Genomic DNA, 17844 nt, shown 5'->3' on the forward strand with positions numbered 1-17844 from the left:
GTTAATTACTTACATGCTGTATCGTTGCCGGGTTTACGTACGGTACCAACTTTATATAGTTTTTATTAAAGTATTCCTGATTGCCATTAATTCTTAAGGTCAATTTATGGTTAATAACTTCTGCAATTGCTCCAATAAGAGTACCACTCATTGCACCTGTTGCGGTTAATGCTATGGTCAGCTTGGCCATGTCGGCAAAGTCATTGCCATTTTCATCTACCGACCAAATACCACCTCCTATGCCCAAACCTGTTAGTGCACCGGCACCAGCACCTTTTCCTATGGTCAACCCCCTTTTTTTAATTTTTATCCTGATCAGGTCTGCTGTTCTAAAAATATAATAATTCCCTTTATCATCTTCTATACCAATACCTTCGGCATTTACTTTTTTCAACTGTCCTTTAACCGTCTTATATTGATAGGAAACTACTTTAATCTTATAATCGCCCTGTTGTGCCTTTGTAGCCGTAAAACTAATAATGAGCAGCAATACAAAAACAAAGCGTACCACAATACAGTATAGATTATTTTTTGCCATTTTAATTAAATGCTCCTAATTCTTCATGATGAACATTGTAAATAATTTGCTTTATTTCCATAGCAATTCAAGCACTAAAAACTACCCATTTCAAGAATCTTATCAAATTCTTCGACTTTTAGAGGCATTACCGATAAACGACCCTGACGCACTAACGAGATGTCTTTTAAACTTTCTTCCGCTTTTATTTGCTCTAGTGTTACTGGTTTTTGAAGGGTTTCTACCGGCACCAAATCTACCACTACCCAATTTGGATCTGAAGTAGTGGGATCTTGGTAAAACTCCCTAGCTACTTTGGCCACCCCTACAACGTGCTTGCCTTCATTACTGTGATAAAACAATACCAGATCGCCTTCTTTCATTGCTTTGAGATTATTGCGGGCCTGATAATTGCGCACTCCATCCCAAAAGGTTCTTCCATCCTGATTAAATTTTTCCCAACTGTATTTAAAGGGTTCTGATTTGACAAGCCAATGATTCATATATTAGTTATTTATAGATATTCTAGGGCATATTAGCAATCCTCAAAGGATTGTTGGCAAATGTGGCAAAAAAAATCAGATTTATGAAACAAAGAAAGACTTCCCATTTGATATATGTACGCATGGTAAAATGATAAATTTAACCTCAGCATTTTACAAACTTTCGTAGGCACTTCCCCCCTTATCTTCCATTATTACTAGAGATCAAAACTAATAAAAGAATATGAACACGAAAATACATTAGCGATACAATTTTAGAACATGCGAAAACTTGAAACATTTTGTTTATTTTAGTTATACAGGTTCCATTTTGCAAGTAATCAAGGTTTAACGTAAATCTGCAAACCATGAGATGGATTTATCTAGACAACAAAGAAAAAAGTGAAAATATTAAAATTAACTTGTATTTCCTGGCTCATTTGGCTGACAAGTTGTAGCGACCAGCCAACCAAGCTTTCGGGCAAGACAGAAACAATTGAAGTTTCATACCTAAACTGGGCTTGTGACTGTGCAGACTTTATGGAAACGAAATTTTATACACAGAATGCCAACTATGAAGCTAAAGAGGAAGATTGCATTTTTATTGAACCATCAAAAAAAGGCAATGAAATACCCGATCAATATTATAGGCAAGGACAATTTGAGTATTATTTGAAATTACGTGGGCAATTTTATATTGACAAAGGAGTCCCTAATTCCTATAACCGTAAAACAGCTGAACAACCTAAAAAATCAAAAGTTTTTCGATATGACAGTTTCGAACTTGTAAGGAAGCAATGACCATAAATAAAAAAGCTACAAAATATGGGTTTTGCACCAGCTCCATTGCGCTTCAAGGCCTCCCACAGCTAGTCGCAGAATCTTAACTATAGTTGACTTATTTCTTTAAAGGTCAAGTTAATAATTAGAAAAATTTTGTTTTATCATTACAAGTTTTTTATCTTTATTTAAAATCAACTTATATTCAGCACTTACAAAAATAAAAACTGATGTTTTTCCTGTTGATGATTGGATAAGCGCAACCCTCGAACTTTAATAAACTAAACTATACTGGGTAGGTCAATGTGAAAACATTGGCCTATTTTTTTTATAAAATATAGCTCATAAAAAAAGAGACACCTAATGGCACCTCTTTTTATATCTTTTTAGAGTTGGGACTAAAACTAATTTTCTTGGTGTAACCAAGCTTTCTTTGCCAATAACTCTTCCTCTGTTTCACGTACATCCTCGTCGTCTACACAACAATCGACCGGACATACTGCTGCACATTGAGGTTCGTCATGAAATCCCTTACATTCTGTACATTTATCAGATACGATATAATATACCTCATCTGAAATTGCATCTTGGGCTGCACCGGCATCAATTTGTTGATATCCAAAATCAATAATACCATCTAAGCTGGTGCCATCAGAAAATCTCCAAGCGGTACCGGCGTCATAAATTGCATTATTTGGGCATTCTGGCTCACATGCCCCACAGTTTATACATTCGTCTGTTATTTTAATTGCCATCTTTTCGTCTAAATCTAAATGCTAAGTTTAACTTTGCTGCGCAAATATAATACATAATCCATTTAAAATAGTTCTAAATATGTCATCACTTCATAAAGAACATCTAATTAGCGCATTTAAACAACTTGGTGAGTTCATGGCTAATCCGAATGAAGCGTTCAAAACAGTTGTGAAATCTGCCAACCATCATAATGCCTGGTTTACAGAAGAAGAAGTGAATAAATCATTATTGGCATTGTCCAATATGCTAAATGAAGCCGATTTAAAGCAATGGTTTAGCACCATAGAGATAAGCAAAAGCCCAAAAAAAATTGGTTTAATTCTAGCAGGGAATATCCCTTTAGTAGGGTTCCACGATGTATTATGCGTTTTGGCCACTGGAAATATAGCACAGATCAAACTTTCTTCTTCTGACGATAAGCTATTACCTGCACTGCTTCAACAACTTGTTATTTATGAACCTCTGTTATTGCCACATATCATTTATGCGGAACGTTTAAAGGACTTTGATGCAGTTATTGCAACCGGCAGCAATAATACTTCCAGATATTTTGAATATTATTTTGGAAAAGTGCCCAATATCATCCGTAAGAATAGAAATAGCATTGGCATTTTAACGGGACAAGAATCAGCATTAGAGATCGAAGCGCTTGGCCATGACTTATTCGACTACTTTGGCATGGGCTGCAGGAGTGTCTCCAAACTATATATCCCCCAAGGTTATGACATCAGACAATTTTTCGAACCTTTAGAAAAGTTCCAGCCCATTATTAACCATTTTAAATACAATAATAATTACGATTATAATAAATCCATTTACCTGGTTAACCTACAACCTCATTTCGACAATGGCTTTATGCTGCTTAAAGAGGAAGAAAGTTTTTCTTCTCCATTGGCCGTACTCTATTATGAAACTTATACCGATTTAGCCCACTTGGCCAAAAAGTTGAATGATAAAATAGATGACATCCAATGTATTGTAGCTAAGACTGATCTTAACCTAAAAAAAGCTATACTAGGTTTCGGGGAAAGCCAAAATCCAAAACTTTGGGACTATGCAGATGAGGTAAATACCATTTACTTTTTAAATAACTTGGCGGGTTAGTTAACTCATTTAACTGGCTTATTGTTTAATAGTTGAAAAGCCAGTTGACCGGTCCAAACCGACCGCTTTCAACTTTTTACTTTAACTTTTACTTTTAACTTAATTTTAAACACTATTTTTGGGCTGATGTATATTATTAAAGTTAAAGGCATTGCAAAAATACCCGATTATGTACAATTAAGGGATGAGAAGTTTACACTCCTCGCCTACTTCAGGGTAGATAGACCAGATAAATCTTTGGAGAAGCTGGGCTATGGCGATAAGCAGGAATACATTATGCGCATTATTAACGACCTCCCTTTTGGACAGGTCACCAAACTAGATATTTAACATGGCAGAAAATGTAATTAATCTACAAAACGTCGATGTTTTTCAACAAAAACATTTGGTTTTATCGAACGTTGATCTCAATATAGCCAAAGGCGAGTTTGTTTTTTTAATTGGGCAGACTGGCTCTGGAAAAAGTAGCTTATTAAAAATTATTTATGGAGATCTGCACATTGGCAACGGCAGTGGTAAGGTCGCAGATTTCGACCTCAAAAATTTAAGCGATAGGGACATTCCCTACCTACGAAGAAAATTAGGCATTGTTTTTCAAGACTTTCAACTACTCAGTGACAGAACCATTGAGCAAAACTTAGAATTTGTATTGAAAGCTACAGGATGGAAAGATAAAAACCTGATCAGTGAACGCATTAAGGATGTATTGGAAAAGGTTGGCCTTCGGTCTAAGATCAAAAAAATGCCACATGAACTTTCGGGGGGCGAGCAACAGCGAATTGTCATTGCAAGAGCCCTGTTGAACAACCCAGAAATTATCTTGGCAGATGAACCTACTGGAAATTTAGATCCCGAAACTTCGGAAGAGATTGTGCTTTTATTGAAACAGATTAGCCAAAACGGTACAGCCGTACTTATGGCTACCCACGACTACCATATCATCCGTACCTTTCCTTCACGAATTATTAAATGTGAAAATGGATTGATGCACGAGGATGCGCAAATTGCCTAGTCTATTTCTGACAAAAATTTAATGATCAGTCATTCTGTTAGCTAAATTTTAAATAAAACTGACAGCATGACTGTTTTTTTTCATTGGCAAAGCTTTTGAGCTGAACCCCAAAAACACCAGTACACATGTTTAATAAGAAGAAAAAGGAAGAAGAACCTATTGTAGAAAACAATACGGCTGAAGAAGCTTTACAAAACACGGTCACAGAAGACACTGAAAAAGAAGCGCCAACTGCTACAGCAGAAACTGGTACCGAATTAAGTGTAGAAGAAAAATTGCAACAAGAAATTGCTGCTTTAAATGACAAATATCTACGCTTGTTCGCTGAGTTTGACAATTTTAAACGCCGTACACAAAAAGAACGTATAGAACTTTTACAAACTGCCGGAAAAGATGTAGTGGTTTCTCTTTTACCTGTTTTAGACGATTTTGAACGTGCAATAAAAGCGACAGAAAAAGCGACAGAAATTGAAGCTGTTCGAGAAGGTGTAGTGTTGGTTCAATCTAAGCTGAAAAGCATTCTAAGCCAAAAAGGATTAAAAGAGATTGAAAGTCTAAATACACCTTTCGATACCGATCTACATGAAGCCATTACCCAAATTCCTTCCCCTACCGAAGAGCAAAAAGGAAAGGTAATTGACGAGCTAGAAAAAGGATATACGCTAAATGACAAAGTGGTTCGTTTTGCGAAAGTAGTTGTAGGGGCATAAAAATTTAAGTGTTACAAGGTTGAAAAGTTGAAACATCCTAAATATCAACATGATAACCTTAAAGACAAATAAAAACTGAATGTTTGTTATTGAACACTTAACCTTACAAGGTTTCTTCAATCTTCAAGCATTTCAACGTTTAAAAAAATGAGCAAAAGAGATTATTATGACATACTAGGGGTTGCTAAAAATGCATCAGCTGAGGAAATCAAAAAGGCCTATCGTAAGTTAGCTATCAAATACCACCCTGACAAAAATCCTGACGACAAATCAGCTGAAGATAAGTTTAAAGAAGCAGCAGAGGCTTATGAGGTATTGAGCAGCCCGGAAAAGAAACAACGCTACGACCAATTTGGTCATGCTGGTGTAGGTGGAGCCGCAGGTGGTGGATATGGCGGGGGCGGTATGAACATGGAAGATATCTTCAGTCAGTTCGGAGATATTTTTGGCGGCGGTGGCGGCAGCCCATTCGACAGCTTTTTTGGCGGAGGTCAATCTCGTGGTGGAGGTGGTCGTAGAGTGGCCAAAGGTTCCAATCTACGTATCAAGGTTAAACTAACGCTCGAAGAAATTGCCAATGGTGCGGAGAAAAAAATCAAGGTAAACAAGCAGGTAAGCTGTAAAACCTGTGATGGAACGGGAGCAAAAGACAAATCGTCAGTAAGCACTTGTAAAACCTGTGGCGGTAGCGGTGCCGTACGTAGGGTAACCAATACCATTTTAGGCCAAATGCAGACTACCGCAACCTGTCCTACCTGTCATGGTAGCGGACAACAGATTACGGCCAAATGTAATGTTTGCCATGGTGACGGAACGGTGCGTGGTGAAGAAACCATTTCAATCAACATCCCGGCAGGTGTAAGCGAAGGCATGCAATTGAGCATGGCAGGAAAAGGTAACGCAGCGCCTAATGGTGGTATTCCAGGTGATCTGATTATCCTGATTGAAGAAACTCCCCACGAAACGTTAAAACGTGAGGGAAATAATGTAGTTTACGACCTTCACGTAAGCATTCCTGAGGCAGCTTTGGGCGCAAGTGTCGAAGTACCTACCATTGATGGCAAGGCCAAGATCAAGATCGAACCAGGTACACAGAGTGGCAAATTGCTACGCCTAAAAGGCAAAGGCATCCCAGAAGTAAATTCTTACCATAGGGGTGATCAGATTATACACGTAAACATCTGGACACCAAAAGCGTTGAGTAGTGAAGAAAGGTCATTATTAGAAAAACTTAAAGAGTCGCCTAATTTTAAGCCACAACCTAGTAAAAATGACAAGAGCTTCTTTGATAAGATGAAAGAATATTTCGAATAAACAATACCCAAAAATAGAAAAATGGGGTTTGAAAAAGTTAAAACAATTTTGTCATTCTGACACCAGGACGAATCTATGCTGATAATTACATCTCATAGATTCATTACTAGGCGCTGAACAACAAAAATGCCTTTTCAAGCCCCTTATTTTTTATTTCACATTGTCTTAGCTAGTGCTAAATAGCCAATTAAATTGAAAAAGGTTAAGGTGTATTTCCCATCCAACCTTACAAAGTAATATTTCACTTCATATTACCCCTTACAACCTACCTTCTTTAATCAACCTAAAAAAATCATCTCTATAGGTCTCCCCTATAGGCAGAGACTGCTCTCCAATAAATACAGAATTACCATCGATCATTTTAATATGCTCCGTAGAAACAATGTACGATCGATGTATCCTATAAAATGGCGGTTGGGGTAGCTGCTCTTCAAATTCCCTTAAAGTTTGATAAGTAATAATTCTTTGGGTCGCGGTATAAATAGATACATAATTCTTCAGCCCCTCTATATATAGAATTTCATTGTAGTTCACCTTGATGAATTTATTTTTAGTATCACCTTTAATGAACATAAAGTCGTTGGGCATAGGCACATTAGCTATGATTTCTTCGCTTTCTGGCAAAACCGATGCATGCTGTACACCACCCAACAATAATTGTTGTGCCTTTGATGCCGCTTTATAAAAGCGCTCATAAGAAATAGGTTTAAGCAGATAATCCACTACATCCAGATCAAACCCCTCCAACGCATACTCGGTATAAGCTGTTGTCAAAATTACTTTGCACTTTCCTCCACAAATTTTCAAAAATTGTATCCCAGTCAATTCGGGCATCTGTATATCTAAGAACACCAGGTCTACAGCTCCTTGTTGTACCAAATTTAAAGCTTCGAAGGCATTGGTCGTAGTACCCACAAGTTCCAAAAAAGGTGTTTTCTTGATATAATTTGAAATAATTTCCGAAGCATAGGCTTCATCGTCAACGGCAAGACAGCGGATCATCATCTGATAAGATTGTTTAAATTCTGGTATCTATTTGTGAAATATATTCATTAAAATACAATTTTATTGGAATAATCTTCCATCTTAACTAGAATAACAGGATTTACATAGAAGATTTGTGCTAAATTTTCTTAAACATAAAAGTATTCAACTTCATAGCTTCAGCAGGTACTAGACAAGTGTCAATCTGCCACCAACCTGATTACCAAATCAGGGTATTGCTTCTGCAACTCATTTTTTAAGCCAATCACATGGCCAGCTCCAACCACCACTACGCTTTTCGTATAATTATGCGCTGTAAGCTGGCTCACAATATTTTGAGCCATACGCTCATTTCTTTCATCCCAATACCTAGTAGCCAGTGTACAAGCCTCATTCTGATGAAGAACATACCTAAATGAGTTAAGTTGATGCATTCTTTGTAAGGAAGCTAGCTTATTGGTATGTTTTCCTAAGCGGCCTAAAAGGGCAGGAAGAATGGACCGATTATAATCTTGCTTATTGAGCTTGTTGTTCAACATGTTATCGCCATTACTGGCGCCAACTTTTAAACAGCCCCTCCATGCCAAATGATATTCCTTATTGGTCTGTTGATCGTCCATATTAAATAGCGTACGGATTCCTAAAAGAAGGGCGAGCTTATAGCTAAGGTCTTCATCTTCATTCCTCAACGGCTTTTTGGAACCCTTTATTCCGTATTTTTTAACATAGCGATAGAATTCATAATTGGCGTAGTTGCGCATATAGGCAAATGAAGTAATCAATGTATCCAATTCCTGTTGACTGAGCGTAGCCGTTTCCTTTCTCAATAAGACTTCCAATATCTTAGGGCTAACTTGATGGTACTTTTTTAACGAATCGGATAACTTATAGAATTGCTTATATGCATCAGACCATCCATCCTTAAGGTATGTCCAACTTATTTCATCATTGGGCATTGGACGTTCTATATAGATAGCTTCTGGCCGATATTTCAAAGCGACCTTAAGTAAAGGCTTATAGCTATGCTTTACGATTTTGGGCACCACATGCATGGTCCCTATAATCAGCACTTCTTTTTTAAGATTTTGGGCAAAAGCAGTTGCCGTAGTCAAAAAGACTATGAAGAATAATGACACTCTCATAAGTTATATTATTTTATGTTTTTATCGTTAAAGGGAAGCGTGATTTTCTGTTTCTATATCCATATCAATCTCCATTGTTTTCATTTTATTTTGACAACATATAGGACGGATTAGCAAATGGTTGTTACTTTAATTTTTTGGGCAAATGGATCATTAACGAAGTTTTATAAGTATTTCCATTATTAGAAATCAGAAGCTCATGCTCACCAGGATAGATCAGATCCAATCTCCTGTGAATATTGATCAAGCCTATACCACTGGAATGGTCTTTCTGCGCATGACTGATCTTATTGCTCACTTCAAAATTTAATCGCTGTCCCTGCACTTTTAAACTGATTCTTATCGGATGTTTTTCATCATTAATCACGCCATGCTTAAAGGCATTTTCTACGAAAGGAATTAACACTAATGCCGCTATTTCCTGCTGTTCATCTATGCCGTCCACTTTAAAATCCACATAAAAATTAGGTTCAAACCGCATTTTAAATAGAGCAATGTAATTTTTAAGGTAATCTATCTCTTTGTTAAGCTTCACATTTCCATCGACCCCTTCTGTTAAAGTATAACGCATCAGATCAGACAAACGGATCACCGCATTGGCCAAGCGATCGGATACCGGAATAGCCAAAGAATAGATATAATTTAAGGTATTATACAAAAAATGTGGGTTGATCTGCGACTTTAAAAAAGCCAACTCTGCTTTTACTACTTCGTCTTTCAGTTTTCTGTTGACCTGCTCATTTTTAAAATTTTGCTGCATGCTATATACCGCAGCAGCGATAACAATATATGAGATACCAAAATAGATATTATCGGTGATGTAATAACTGATCGTAGTCCCTTCGAAATAATTATGAAAACCGAATAGCTTCAGATAGAGCACTTCCTCTATCAGATACCTTAATAAGATAAAAGAAGCCATAGCCACTATAACACCTCCTAGCAGCTGAGCTATCTTGCCCCTTTTTAAATATTGGGGATAGACCCACAAATAGCAGATATAAAACTCTACCAATTGTATAAAAGACATTGAAATATCAAAAGCTGCCGAACTAAAACTTACCCCTTTTATAAGATAGCCACCATAACGATAAGTCAATATGGCTAGCCAACAGGCAATATGTATAAGTATTGTACGATTTCTATTCATGCCATAAAACTATGAAAAGCTTTTCCAACCCTATAGTTTTTAATGCCAATCCTGCCGAAAATTATCCCAACCCCCCATTTCTGGGGACGAACCCATTTTTAGCCTCCCAAAACGATTGGGATAATATTTTAGGGGCTTCGGATTATTTAATTTCCATAGTGGAGCACATTGCCAACCTTTGAGTAACAAATAAAGAACAATCAATTTAAACACACATGAAAAAGACCTATCCACTACTCGCCATATTAACAATATCTCACTTACTTTTAACAACTTATGCCATTGCCCAAGGCATAAAAAAGAAACAGCTATTGCTTATCGGTACTTTCCATTTCAACAACCCCAATGCTGATGCGGTAAAAACAATAGATTTTGATGTGACTACACCTACTGTTCAAAAAGAGCTAGAGCAAATTACAGATCGAATTAAGGAATTTGCCCCTCATCAAATATTTGTAGAATGGTCACATGATAAACAGTCACAATTAGACAGCCTCTATCATTTATACCAACAAGGCCAATACGAAGCTTATATTAACCAAAAATATAAAAGCCAGGAAAAACGTATGTCATACCTAAGAGACGAGGTCTCGCAATTGGCATTTAGGGCCGCCCACAAAGCAGGTTTGCCACAAGTTAAAGCCATCGACTATTTTCTACCCATGCCTTATGACACTGTAATGAATGCCATTAAAGTAGCCAAACAAACAGAGGTAATGAACGAGATCAACTCTTTTATTTCCACCATGGAAAAAGAGGCCAACAAAAAGAGGAAAACCATGTCCCTTACCAATATTCTGCTCGACCTCAATACCCCAATTTCCAGACAACAAAACAGAAGTATTTATTTAACCACACTTAATAGGGCTGGTAGTATTGACAATTTTGCAGGAGCATTTTCAGTTGCGGCATGGTACCAGAGAAACCTCTATATGTATGCCCTTATGCAAAAACAAATGCAGGCTAAAGATCAAAAAGCAGTGCTAATTCTTGGCGCTGGACATATTGCCATGATTAAAAAATTCATAGAAGATGACGGCAGATATGAGGTTGTTGAGCTTAAAGATGTATTGAATAAAACAAGCAAATAACTTGAATTCCCCAAGCAACGTTCCACACCAGAAAACCGTCTTTTTATTTATCAAACAAACTTTTATATGAAAACCTATTTATTGAGATCTATTTTTATACTTGCCTTATTATCGTGTTGCAAATGGGCAAATGCACAAACCTTTAAACTGAACGGAAAAATTATTGACCAACATACAAAACAACCTTTAGACTATGTTTCTATTGCCTTGATACAATTACCAGACTCTAGCACTACCGCTACACAAGTAAGCAATGAGCAAGGTAACTATGAATTCAAAGTGGTAAAAGCAGGGAAATACCTGATCAAAGCCTTAATGGTGGGTTATGACAAGGCCTCTACTGCTGTCTTTGAAGTGAAGGCAGATCTTTCCCTCCCCGTGCTGGCGCTCGTTAATCGTACCCAGCACCTTAAGGAAGTAAACATCATCTCCAAAATGCCGGTCATCGACCAAAAAGCAGATCGCACCATTGTCAATGTTGAACAGATGAATACTACTGGAGATAATGCACTGGAGGTATTGAGCCAAGCACCAGGCATTACATTAGACAAAGATGATAACATCATACTAAAAGGTAAAAAGGGCATTAATGTAATGATTGATGGAAAAATGAGCTATATGAGTGGTGCCGAACTTACTACTTATCTCAAGTCACTTCCTGGATCGGTACTCAGTAAAATTGAGCTGATCTCCAATCCTCCCGCCTCTTTTGATGCTGCTGGTACAGGTGGCTTTATCAACATCAAACTAAAACGCAATAAAATGCAGGGCATGAATGGAAATGCCAATATTGGTGGCGGATATGGCAAATATGAAAAAGTATACGGCGGGACCAACCTGAACTACAATACAGGTAAAGTAAGCACTTATGTTCGTTTAAATGCAGGTAGATATAATTCATTCAACCGGCTTACATTAGAAAGAACAATAGGTAATGAACAATATAACCAGAGCAATTATTGGCACCCTATTACCCATAGCTTAAACTATTCTACGGGAGCAGATTATTTTATCAATAATGAAAATACCTTGGGCTTTATGTTTAAAGGCTTTAATTCGCCAATGGAAACCGATGTAACCAGCACTTCGCCCAATTATAATGCCCAGGGCATTAAAATGGGATCTGTAAACATGCATAACCCACAAGATAACCACAGTGGCAACCATGCTTTTAATATAAATTATCGCTACAGAATTGACAGTACAGGTAAGGAATTGGGTTTTGATGCCGATTACGTATTCTATAAAACCAATAAAGATGAGGACTTTACCAACACTTATTACGATGCTCAAGACCAATTAAAGAATGGCCCCATCTATCTTCGTAATAAGGGATATAGTAACATTACCATTTATGCCCTAAAATTAGATTACACCTACCCTTTTAACAAAAATCTTAAATTAGAAACTGGCTGGAAAAGCAGTTGGATACAGGCTAAAAGCGATGTACAGTTTGATTCCCTCAAAACAGCAGGATGGATTAACGATCCAAGACGTACCAACCTGTTCAATTATAATGAAAACATCAATGCAGCCTACCTTTCCCTTAACCAAAGTACTAAACAATTAGATATAAAAGTTGGGGCCAGGATAGAACAAACACTAGGCGATGGCCATTCTTCGGGCACTAATACTATCATTGAACGAAAATATTGGAAGATTTTCCCTAACGCATCCATTTTATATAAAGCTACTGCCAACCATCAATTTACCCTCTCCTATAGAAAAAGTATCAATCGTCCTTCATACAGCAGTTTAAATCCCTTTGCCTTCTATACCGATCCGTATACTGCCCTACAGGGAAATCCAATGTTACAGGCTTCTTATGCCAATAATTTCGAATTCAATTACACCCTAAAAAACTTTAGGCTCCTCACGGTGAGCTATGCCACAACCAATGGGGCTGTTGCTGAAGTGATCTATCAGAATAACGTTTCCAAGGAAAGCATCAGCAGGCCAGAAAACCTCAATAAAGAAACGAACCTATACATGGCTACCGGTAGTCCTTTCGATATTAAAAAATGGTGGAATATCAATACTGAAATAGCTGTTTCTTATAATAAAACTTCATCTCCTATCCAAGGTACTGGTTTTAATGCTTCACAGTGGAGCTGGTCGGCCAGTACCACCAATACCTTTACCCTACCCAAAGATTATTCGTTAAATTTTTCTGCTTATTATTATTCCCCTTCAGTGAATGGCTTATTCCGAAATTTAGAAAATTATGCCATAAATGTAGGCGCAAAAAAGACCTTTTGGCATAAAAATGCCACCTTAGCCTTAAGGGTAAATGACATTTTCGCGACCAGCATGTTCAGGGCCACCTTGCGCTATAACAATATCAATACCTATTGGCAAAACGAATGGGAAAATAGAAAGGTAAACCTAAACCTTACCTATAAATTTGGTAACATGAAGCTAAAAACTGCACGTAACCGAAGAACCAGTACGGGAGAAGAAGAACGAAGAGTAGGACAGTAATAACTATCTTGAAGCAGTGTAGCCAAAAAAATCTCATTGAGAATGTTTAAATTCCCATAATTTGAAATTCCTATAATGGGTCTTTAGGACACACTGCTTTTATCCTAAACTTTAGTCAAATGATGATAATTCAGTACTTTTAAACAAGCTCCTTACCAAGGCCAACTTTTTCCTGAAAGAGAAAACCATTGCTGTCTTACCTTGTTCTTTACGTATGGATTGGAAGATTGGCTGCTCTGGCTTTTATTATAAAGAATGGAAGGAAGCTTTCTATCCAAAAGGCTTGGCCCCAAAAGATTGGTTCCATTATTATGCTGAGCATTTTAATACGATAGAAATCAATTCTACCTTTTATAAAATGCCCACTATAAAATCATTGGCAAAATGGCACGAAGAAAGTCCTTCAGCATTTTCGTTCACCATCAAAGCCCCTCGCATTATAACTCACTATCAGCAGCTAAAAGACAGCGAAGAACTACTCATTGATTTTTATAAGACTATACAAAGTGGCCTTCAAGAAAAACTCGCCTGCGTATTGTTTCAATTTCCGCCTTCATTCAGCTATAACACAATGAGACTGGAACTACTTATTAAAATACTTGATCCTTCTTTCGTCAATGTGGTCGAATTTCGACATCCTTCATGGTGGAAAGAAGATCTTTATCATCAACTTACAGCACACGATATTATATTTGCTGGACAGAGTTATCCTAGCGAACTGCCCAGCTTACTGATCAAGAATAATCCTACGGTTTATTATCGTTTTCATGGCAAGCCAATACTTTATAAGTCTGAATATCAAATCAACAGCTTAAAAGCTTTGGTTAGTCAAGTGCCAGATGACACCAAAACTATTTTTGTCTATTTTAACAATACTTGGGGTATGGGTGCACTACATAATGCTAAACAGCTTAAATTACTTACGGGAAACTAGCAGCTTATTATAGCACGATATAATATATATTTTTTAGATAGGCAGATACTGGGCCGGTTTCAACAGGTAGCTCGACTTTATTAACCAATAGTTTTTCTATTTTATAATCGGTATGGTCTATTGCCAAATTTATTTCTAGAGGCGCATGATCACCTACTTTGAGGTAGAAAGATTGATCTATGGATTTGGCAAGGGCCATTAACTCAGCAGAAATAAGCTGATAATAGTCAAATTTCTCATTTCCATAGGAAAATGATGGTCTTATGCCAAAGCCTATTTGTTTTAAACTTCCATTGCTCTCTTTTTGGTAAAGTTTTATTTGAGACGAAGTAAAAGAGCCAGAGACTGCTGGGTTTAAAAGATCTGCACCATTTGGTGATTTTACAACCAAGAACAACTGCGGATAAACAGTGGGAGAACAAGCGCAAAGACGTTCGGTTTCGGCTACTTTTTTGCAGCCAAAGTTGGCCATGAACACTACAAAAAGTACAATTAGAAATTTTCTCATATTTTAGTTTTTTGATAAAGGTTTTATTTTGTCTGCTTCAGAGACCATCATAGCTCCCTGTTTGTAAACCATACGTACAAGATCTTCCATTCGCTACAATTGTTCTAAATTTATACCTGTATTAAGCAATATTTTCAAGAAAGGAGTTTTGTATATTTGATTATAAGCAATAACAAAATGAATAAGGATATTCAAACGTACCACAATGTTATAGCAATGGAAGACTTTAAATTTTGTCAATTGTTAACTCAAGAGATCAATAAACATTTACCTCAAGCGGAAAACAAAATATGGCATGCCCACCCTGTTTGGTTTTTAGATGGCCACCCTATTGTAGGTTACAGCAAGTTGAAAAATAGAGTAAGATTATTATGTTGGAGCGGCCAATCTTTTAAAGAAGCTTTCCTAAAGAAAGAAGGAAGTTATAAAGCAGCAGAAATAAGACAGAATCCATTCAATGGAACTACAAAAATCTGATCAAACGTAAAGGAAACTTAAAGGCTAAACAAATAGCTTATTAATTAAAAAACATTCGACATAGTACTAAAGCAATATTGAGGTGAAAAATATTTTTTTTCTATTAATGGTTACTATTGGCCTACTAAGTGTAGCCAAAGCACAAACAACAGATATTAAGCCTCAGGGAATTTATAAAGAGATTGATATTTCCAAACAGAACAATGTTATTGAAATTTTAAAAGGTGAAAATAAAGAGCTGAAACAGCAGACAGTGGATAATATTTTACAAAATCCAAGCGATTATAACCCTCCTGTCATTTATGCTCTTTCAAGAGAACTATACCTACAAGACAAAAAAGAAGAAGCTACTTATTGGTTCTATTTAGCTCAACTAAAGGCCCGTTATGATGCAAACTTGTGTATGGATAATTCAGCAAAACAAGCTGTCCCTATGTTGAATAATGAATATGGACCAGAAATTAACAAATATGCATTTCAAGATATTAAAACACTTGAAAAGACAATATATAAAGTTGTTAACTTCATGAGAACTAACGAAGATCATTATGATCATAGATGGATAAATCTACATGGTATGGACGCTATTTTGGCTGGAATGGATAGCACATCTGAAAAGAAAGAGTTAAGTCAACCAAAAAAGAAATGGGATGAAATAAAAAAGAAAACTGTTGATGACTATTACAATGGATTTATCGAATATGTTAAAACCTTAAAAAAATAAGGAATATCATGCTTTGTCCAACAAACCACTAGAGCATACCTTTACAAAAAGTTAAATCTATATCCCCAACAATGAATTACCAGGTATTTGAGCCCCACCCAAATCTTAGTTCCTATGTAAAATGCTATTGGAGTTTGGAAAGCCTTAAAACCGAAAATCCACAACGACAAATCATTATCCCAGATGGCTGTATGGAAATGGTTTTTCATTACGGTGACCTATATAGACAATACATCAGCAGCGGCAAAAGTATTATACAACCCCGGTGCTTTGTCATTGGCCAGCTTACCCAGCCACTAGAGATCGAACCTACCGGACAGACTGGCATTTTCTCGGTACGTTTCCATCCCGAAGGATTTACGCCTTTTGCTAGCCTGTCTATCAGGGAAATGGAAAATAGAGCCATTGACCTAGAAAAACTCTTTGGAGCAGATGGACTGGAAATCGACAAAAGAATATTAAGCGCCAACTCCACTGCAGCAAGAATACAAGCCATAGAAACGTTTTTAACTGCCCGTTTGACCACCAGTGAAAGCATCGATCGTATGGTAAAATCTACTGTAGACACCATCTTGACGGCCAATGGACAACTTTCCATAAATGAGCTTTCAGCGCAAGCAAACATCAACCGTAGGCAATTGGAACGCAAGTTTGCTGCACACATTGGATTAAGCCCCAAACAGCTTTCCAAGATCATTAGGTTACAAGCTACACTCAAATTATTACTAGATAATAAATCTAGCAAGCTGACCACCTTGGCCTACCAAGGCGAATATTACGATCAGGCGCATTTTATTAAAGATTTCAAGGAATTTACAGGACAGACTCCAAAAGAATTTTATGGCGATAAGCTTAAAATGTCGGCCCTATTTTACAACGTAGAATAACATTGTCGCATTTTTACAATTTTATCTTTTTATTTAGGCTTCTCTTTGTTATAAAAAACAATATAAATATAACATGGGAACCATCATGATTTTAAAAGCACACTACTTGTCCCTAATTCATGCCGGGAGGGCATGGACAAACCGAGTTTACGAACGCATTAACCAATGCAAAGCCTTCTCTTGAACACCGTTGAAAATGGATACAATATGAAAAATACAAGAGAAAAAGAACAACAACTTATTAATTAATATACAAATGAAAAAGAAATTATTTATCGCTCTGGCATGCATACTAGCTTTTTGCAGCTGGAATACCAAACAAAAAAACGAAATCAAAAAAGCTATCTGGCTTATTGGTACCTGGGAAAATAAGACATCGAGGGGTAGTCTATATGAACAATGGACTAAAGCAACCCCCAATGAACTGCATGGTAAGAGCTATATGCTCAAAGAAAAAGATACCCTGGTATTTGAAACCATCAGGTTGGTACAAGAACAAGGCAGCATGTTCTATATTCCTACCGTTAAAAACCAGAATAACAATCTACCTGTACGCTTCGCCCTCAAAACCGTTTCCGACAGTCAATTGGTCTTCGAAAATCCAAATCATGACTTTCCTCAGGTCATATCATACACTAAAATCAATGCCGATTCGCTAATAGCAAAGATTTCAGGTATAAAAAATGGACAGGAACGGCAACAGACCTTTGCCATGAAACGCTTGAAATAATATTCCAGTCTGTCCAACCCACCCCTAATAATGTCTGTTTTGCCCCCAAATAAAATGCAAT

At 36.9% G+C, this 17844-nt stretch carries 21 protein-coding genes; 14 read left to right on the forward strand and 7 right to left on the reverse strand.

The window, feature by feature from the left end:
- Position 1 precedes the first annotated feature (1 nt).
- Both JHD79_RS06945 and JHD79_RS06950 read right to left on the reverse strand, forming a co-directional pair.
- On the reverse strand, positions 2-538 hold the full coding sequence (locus tag JHD79_RS06945; RefSeq protein ID WP_199118492.1) for a hypothetical protein: 537 nt from the start codon (positions 536-538) through the stop codon (positions 2-4).
- Between the two features lie 74 nt (positions 539-612).
- The gene (locus JHD79_RS06950; protein ID WP_199118493.1) at positions 613-1020 is read right to left on the reverse strand and encodes an EVE domain-containing protein; all 408 of its coding nucleotides are present in this window, start codon (positions 1018-1020) and stop codon (positions 613-615) included.
- Between the two features lie 381 nt (positions 1021-1401).
- Here JHD79_RS06950 and JHD79_RS06955 point away from each other — a divergent pair, with 381 nt between their 5' ends.
- Positions 1402-1800 carry a hypothetical protein gene (locus tag JHD79_RS06955; RefSeq protein ID WP_199118494.1) on the forward strand — a complete coding sequence of 133 codons (399 nt, stop codon included), beginning with the start codon at positions 1402-1404 and terminating at the stop codon, positions 1798-1800.
- 383 nt (positions 1801-2183) lie between these two features.
- Here the strand turns inward: JHD79_RS06955 and JHD79_RS06960 are convergent, their stop codons facing one another.
- Positions 2184-2534, reverse strand: coding sequence for a 4Fe-4S dicluster domain-containing protein (locus JHD79_RS06960; RefSeq protein WP_199118495.1), 351 nt, complete (start codon positions 2532-2534; stop codon positions 2184-2186).
- Positions 2535-2613: 79 nt separating this feature from the next.
- On the opposite strand from JHD79_RS06960, the gene JHD79_RS06965 reads away from it, so the two are divergent.
- The 5 genes from JHD79_RS06965 to dnaJ all read left to right on the forward strand — a co-directional run bounded on the left by JHD79_RS06965 (position 2614) and on the right by dnaJ (position 6675).
- Positions 2614-3639: an acyl-CoA reductase gene (locus JHD79_RS06965; protein ID WP_199118496.1), complete on the forward strand. Its 1026-nt coding sequence runs from the start codon at positions 2614-2616 to the stop codon at positions 3637-3639.
- Positions 3640-3765: 126 nt separating this feature from the next.
- Positions 3766-3969: a fructose-6-phosphate aldolase gene (locus tag JHD79_RS06970; RefSeq protein WP_199118497.1), complete on the forward strand. Its 204-nt coding sequence runs from the start codon at positions 3766-3768 to the stop codon at positions 3967-3969.
- Position 3970: 1 nt separating this feature from the next.
- Positions 3971-4651, forward strand: coding sequence for a cell division ATP-binding protein FtsE (locus JHD79_RS06975; RefSeq protein ID WP_199118498.1), 681 nt, complete (start codon positions 3971-3973; stop codon positions 4649-4651).
- A 125-nt stretch (positions 4652-4776) separates the two neighbouring features.
- Positions 4777-5361, forward strand: a complete 585-nt coding sequence (locus tag JHD79_RS06980) for a nucleotide exchange factor GrpE (protein ID WP_199118499.1) — start codon at positions 4777-4779, stop codon at positions 5359-5361.
- Positions 5362-5508: 147 nt separating this feature from the next.
- Positions 5509-6675 carry a molecular chaperone DnaJ gene (gene dnaJ / locus JHD79_RS06985; RefSeq protein WP_199118500.1) on the forward strand — a complete coding sequence of 389 codons (1167 nt, stop codon included), beginning with the start codon at positions 5509-5511 and terminating at the stop codon, positions 6673-6675.
- Between the two features lie 258 nt (positions 6676-6933).
- Here dnaJ and JHD79_RS06990 read toward each other — a convergent pair whose 3' ends face one another.
- From JHD79_RS06990 to JHD79_RS07000, 3 genes are all read right to left on the reverse strand, one after another.
- On the reverse strand, positions 6934-7677 hold the full coding sequence (locus JHD79_RS06990; RefSeq protein WP_199118563.1) for a LytTR family DNA-binding domain-containing protein: 744 nt from the start codon (positions 7675-7677) through the stop codon (positions 6934-6936).
- Positions 7678-7859: 182 nt separating this feature from the next.
- On the reverse strand, positions 7860-8801 hold the full coding sequence (locus JHD79_RS06995) for a TraB/GumN family protein (protein WP_199118501.1): 942 nt from the start codon (positions 8799-8801) through the stop codon (positions 7860-7862).
- A gap of 124 nt (positions 8802-8925) precedes the next feature.
- Positions 8926-9951: a sensor histidine kinase gene (locus tag JHD79_RS07000; protein ID WP_199118502.1), complete on the reverse strand. Its 1026-nt coding sequence runs from the start codon at positions 9949-9951 to the stop codon at positions 8926-8928.
- 11 nt (positions 9952-9962) lie between these two features.
- Between JHD79_RS07000 and JHD79_RS07005 the strand changes: the two genes are divergently transcribed.
- The 4 genes from JHD79_RS07005 to JHD79_RS07020 all read left to right on the forward strand — a co-directional run bounded on the left by JHD79_RS07005 (position 9963) and on the right by JHD79_RS07020 (position 14457).
- The gene (locus tag JHD79_RS07005) at positions 9963-10133 is read left to right on the forward strand and encodes a hypothetical protein (protein WP_199118503.1); all 171 of its coding nucleotides are present in this window, start codon (positions 9963-9965) and stop codon (positions 10131-10133) included.
- 33 nt (positions 10134-10166) lie between these two features.
- Positions 10167-11042, forward strand: a complete 876-nt coding sequence (locus tag JHD79_RS07010) for a DUF5694 domain-containing protein (protein WP_199118504.1) — start codon at positions 10167-10169, stop codon at positions 11040-11042.
- A gap of 66 nt (positions 11043-11108) precedes the next feature.
- The gene (locus JHD79_RS07015) at positions 11109-13523 is read left to right on the forward strand and encodes an outer membrane beta-barrel family protein (protein WP_199118505.1); all 2415 of its coding nucleotides are present in this window, start codon (positions 11109-11111) and stop codon (positions 13521-13523) included.
- Between the two features lie 214 nt (positions 13524-13737).
- Complete coding sequence (locus JHD79_RS07020; RefSeq protein ID WP_199118506.1) at positions 13738-14457, forward strand: DUF72 domain-containing protein; 720 nt, start codon at positions 13738-13740, stop codon at positions 14455-14457.
- A 7-nt stretch (positions 14458-14464) separates the two neighbouring features.
- Here JHD79_RS07020 and JHD79_RS07025 read toward each other — a convergent pair whose 3' ends face one another.
- On the reverse strand, positions 14465-14965 hold the full coding sequence (locus JHD79_RS07025; protein WP_199118507.1) for a hypothetical protein: 501 nt from the start codon (positions 14963-14965) through the stop codon (positions 14465-14467).
- 177 nt (positions 14966-15142) lie between these two features.
- Here JHD79_RS07025 and JHD79_RS07030 point away from each other — a divergent pair, with 177 nt between their 5' ends.
- From JHD79_RS07030 to JHD79_RS07045, 4 genes are all read left to right on the forward strand, one after another.
- Positions 15143-15442 carry a hypothetical protein gene (locus tag JHD79_RS07030; RefSeq protein ID WP_233164602.1) on the forward strand — a complete coding sequence of 100 codons (300 nt, stop codon included), beginning with the start codon at positions 15143-15145 and terminating at the stop codon, positions 15440-15442.
- An 82-nt stretch (positions 15443-15524) separates the two neighbouring features.
- On the forward strand, positions 15525-16166 hold the full coding sequence (locus JHD79_RS07035; RefSeq protein ID WP_199118508.1) for a hypothetical protein: 642 nt from the start codon (positions 15525-15527) through the stop codon (positions 16164-16166).
- Between the two features lie 71 nt (positions 16167-16237).
- Positions 16238-17053: a helix-turn-helix domain-containing protein gene (locus tag JHD79_RS07040; RefSeq protein WP_199118509.1), complete on the forward strand. Its 816-nt coding sequence runs from the start codon at positions 16238-16240 to the stop codon at positions 17051-17053.
- Between the two features lie 256 nt (positions 17054-17309).
- Positions 17310-17783: a DUF6265 family protein gene (locus tag JHD79_RS07045; RefSeq protein ID WP_199118510.1), complete on the forward strand. Its 474-nt coding sequence runs from the start codon at positions 17310-17312 to the stop codon at positions 17781-17783.
- Positions 17784-17844 lie beyond the last annotated feature (61 nt).

It is taken from the genome of Pedobacter sp. ASV28 (assembly GCF_016428855.1).
Classification (GTDB): Bacteria; Bacteroidota; Bacteroidia; order Sphingobacteriales; family Sphingobacteriaceae; genus Pedobacter.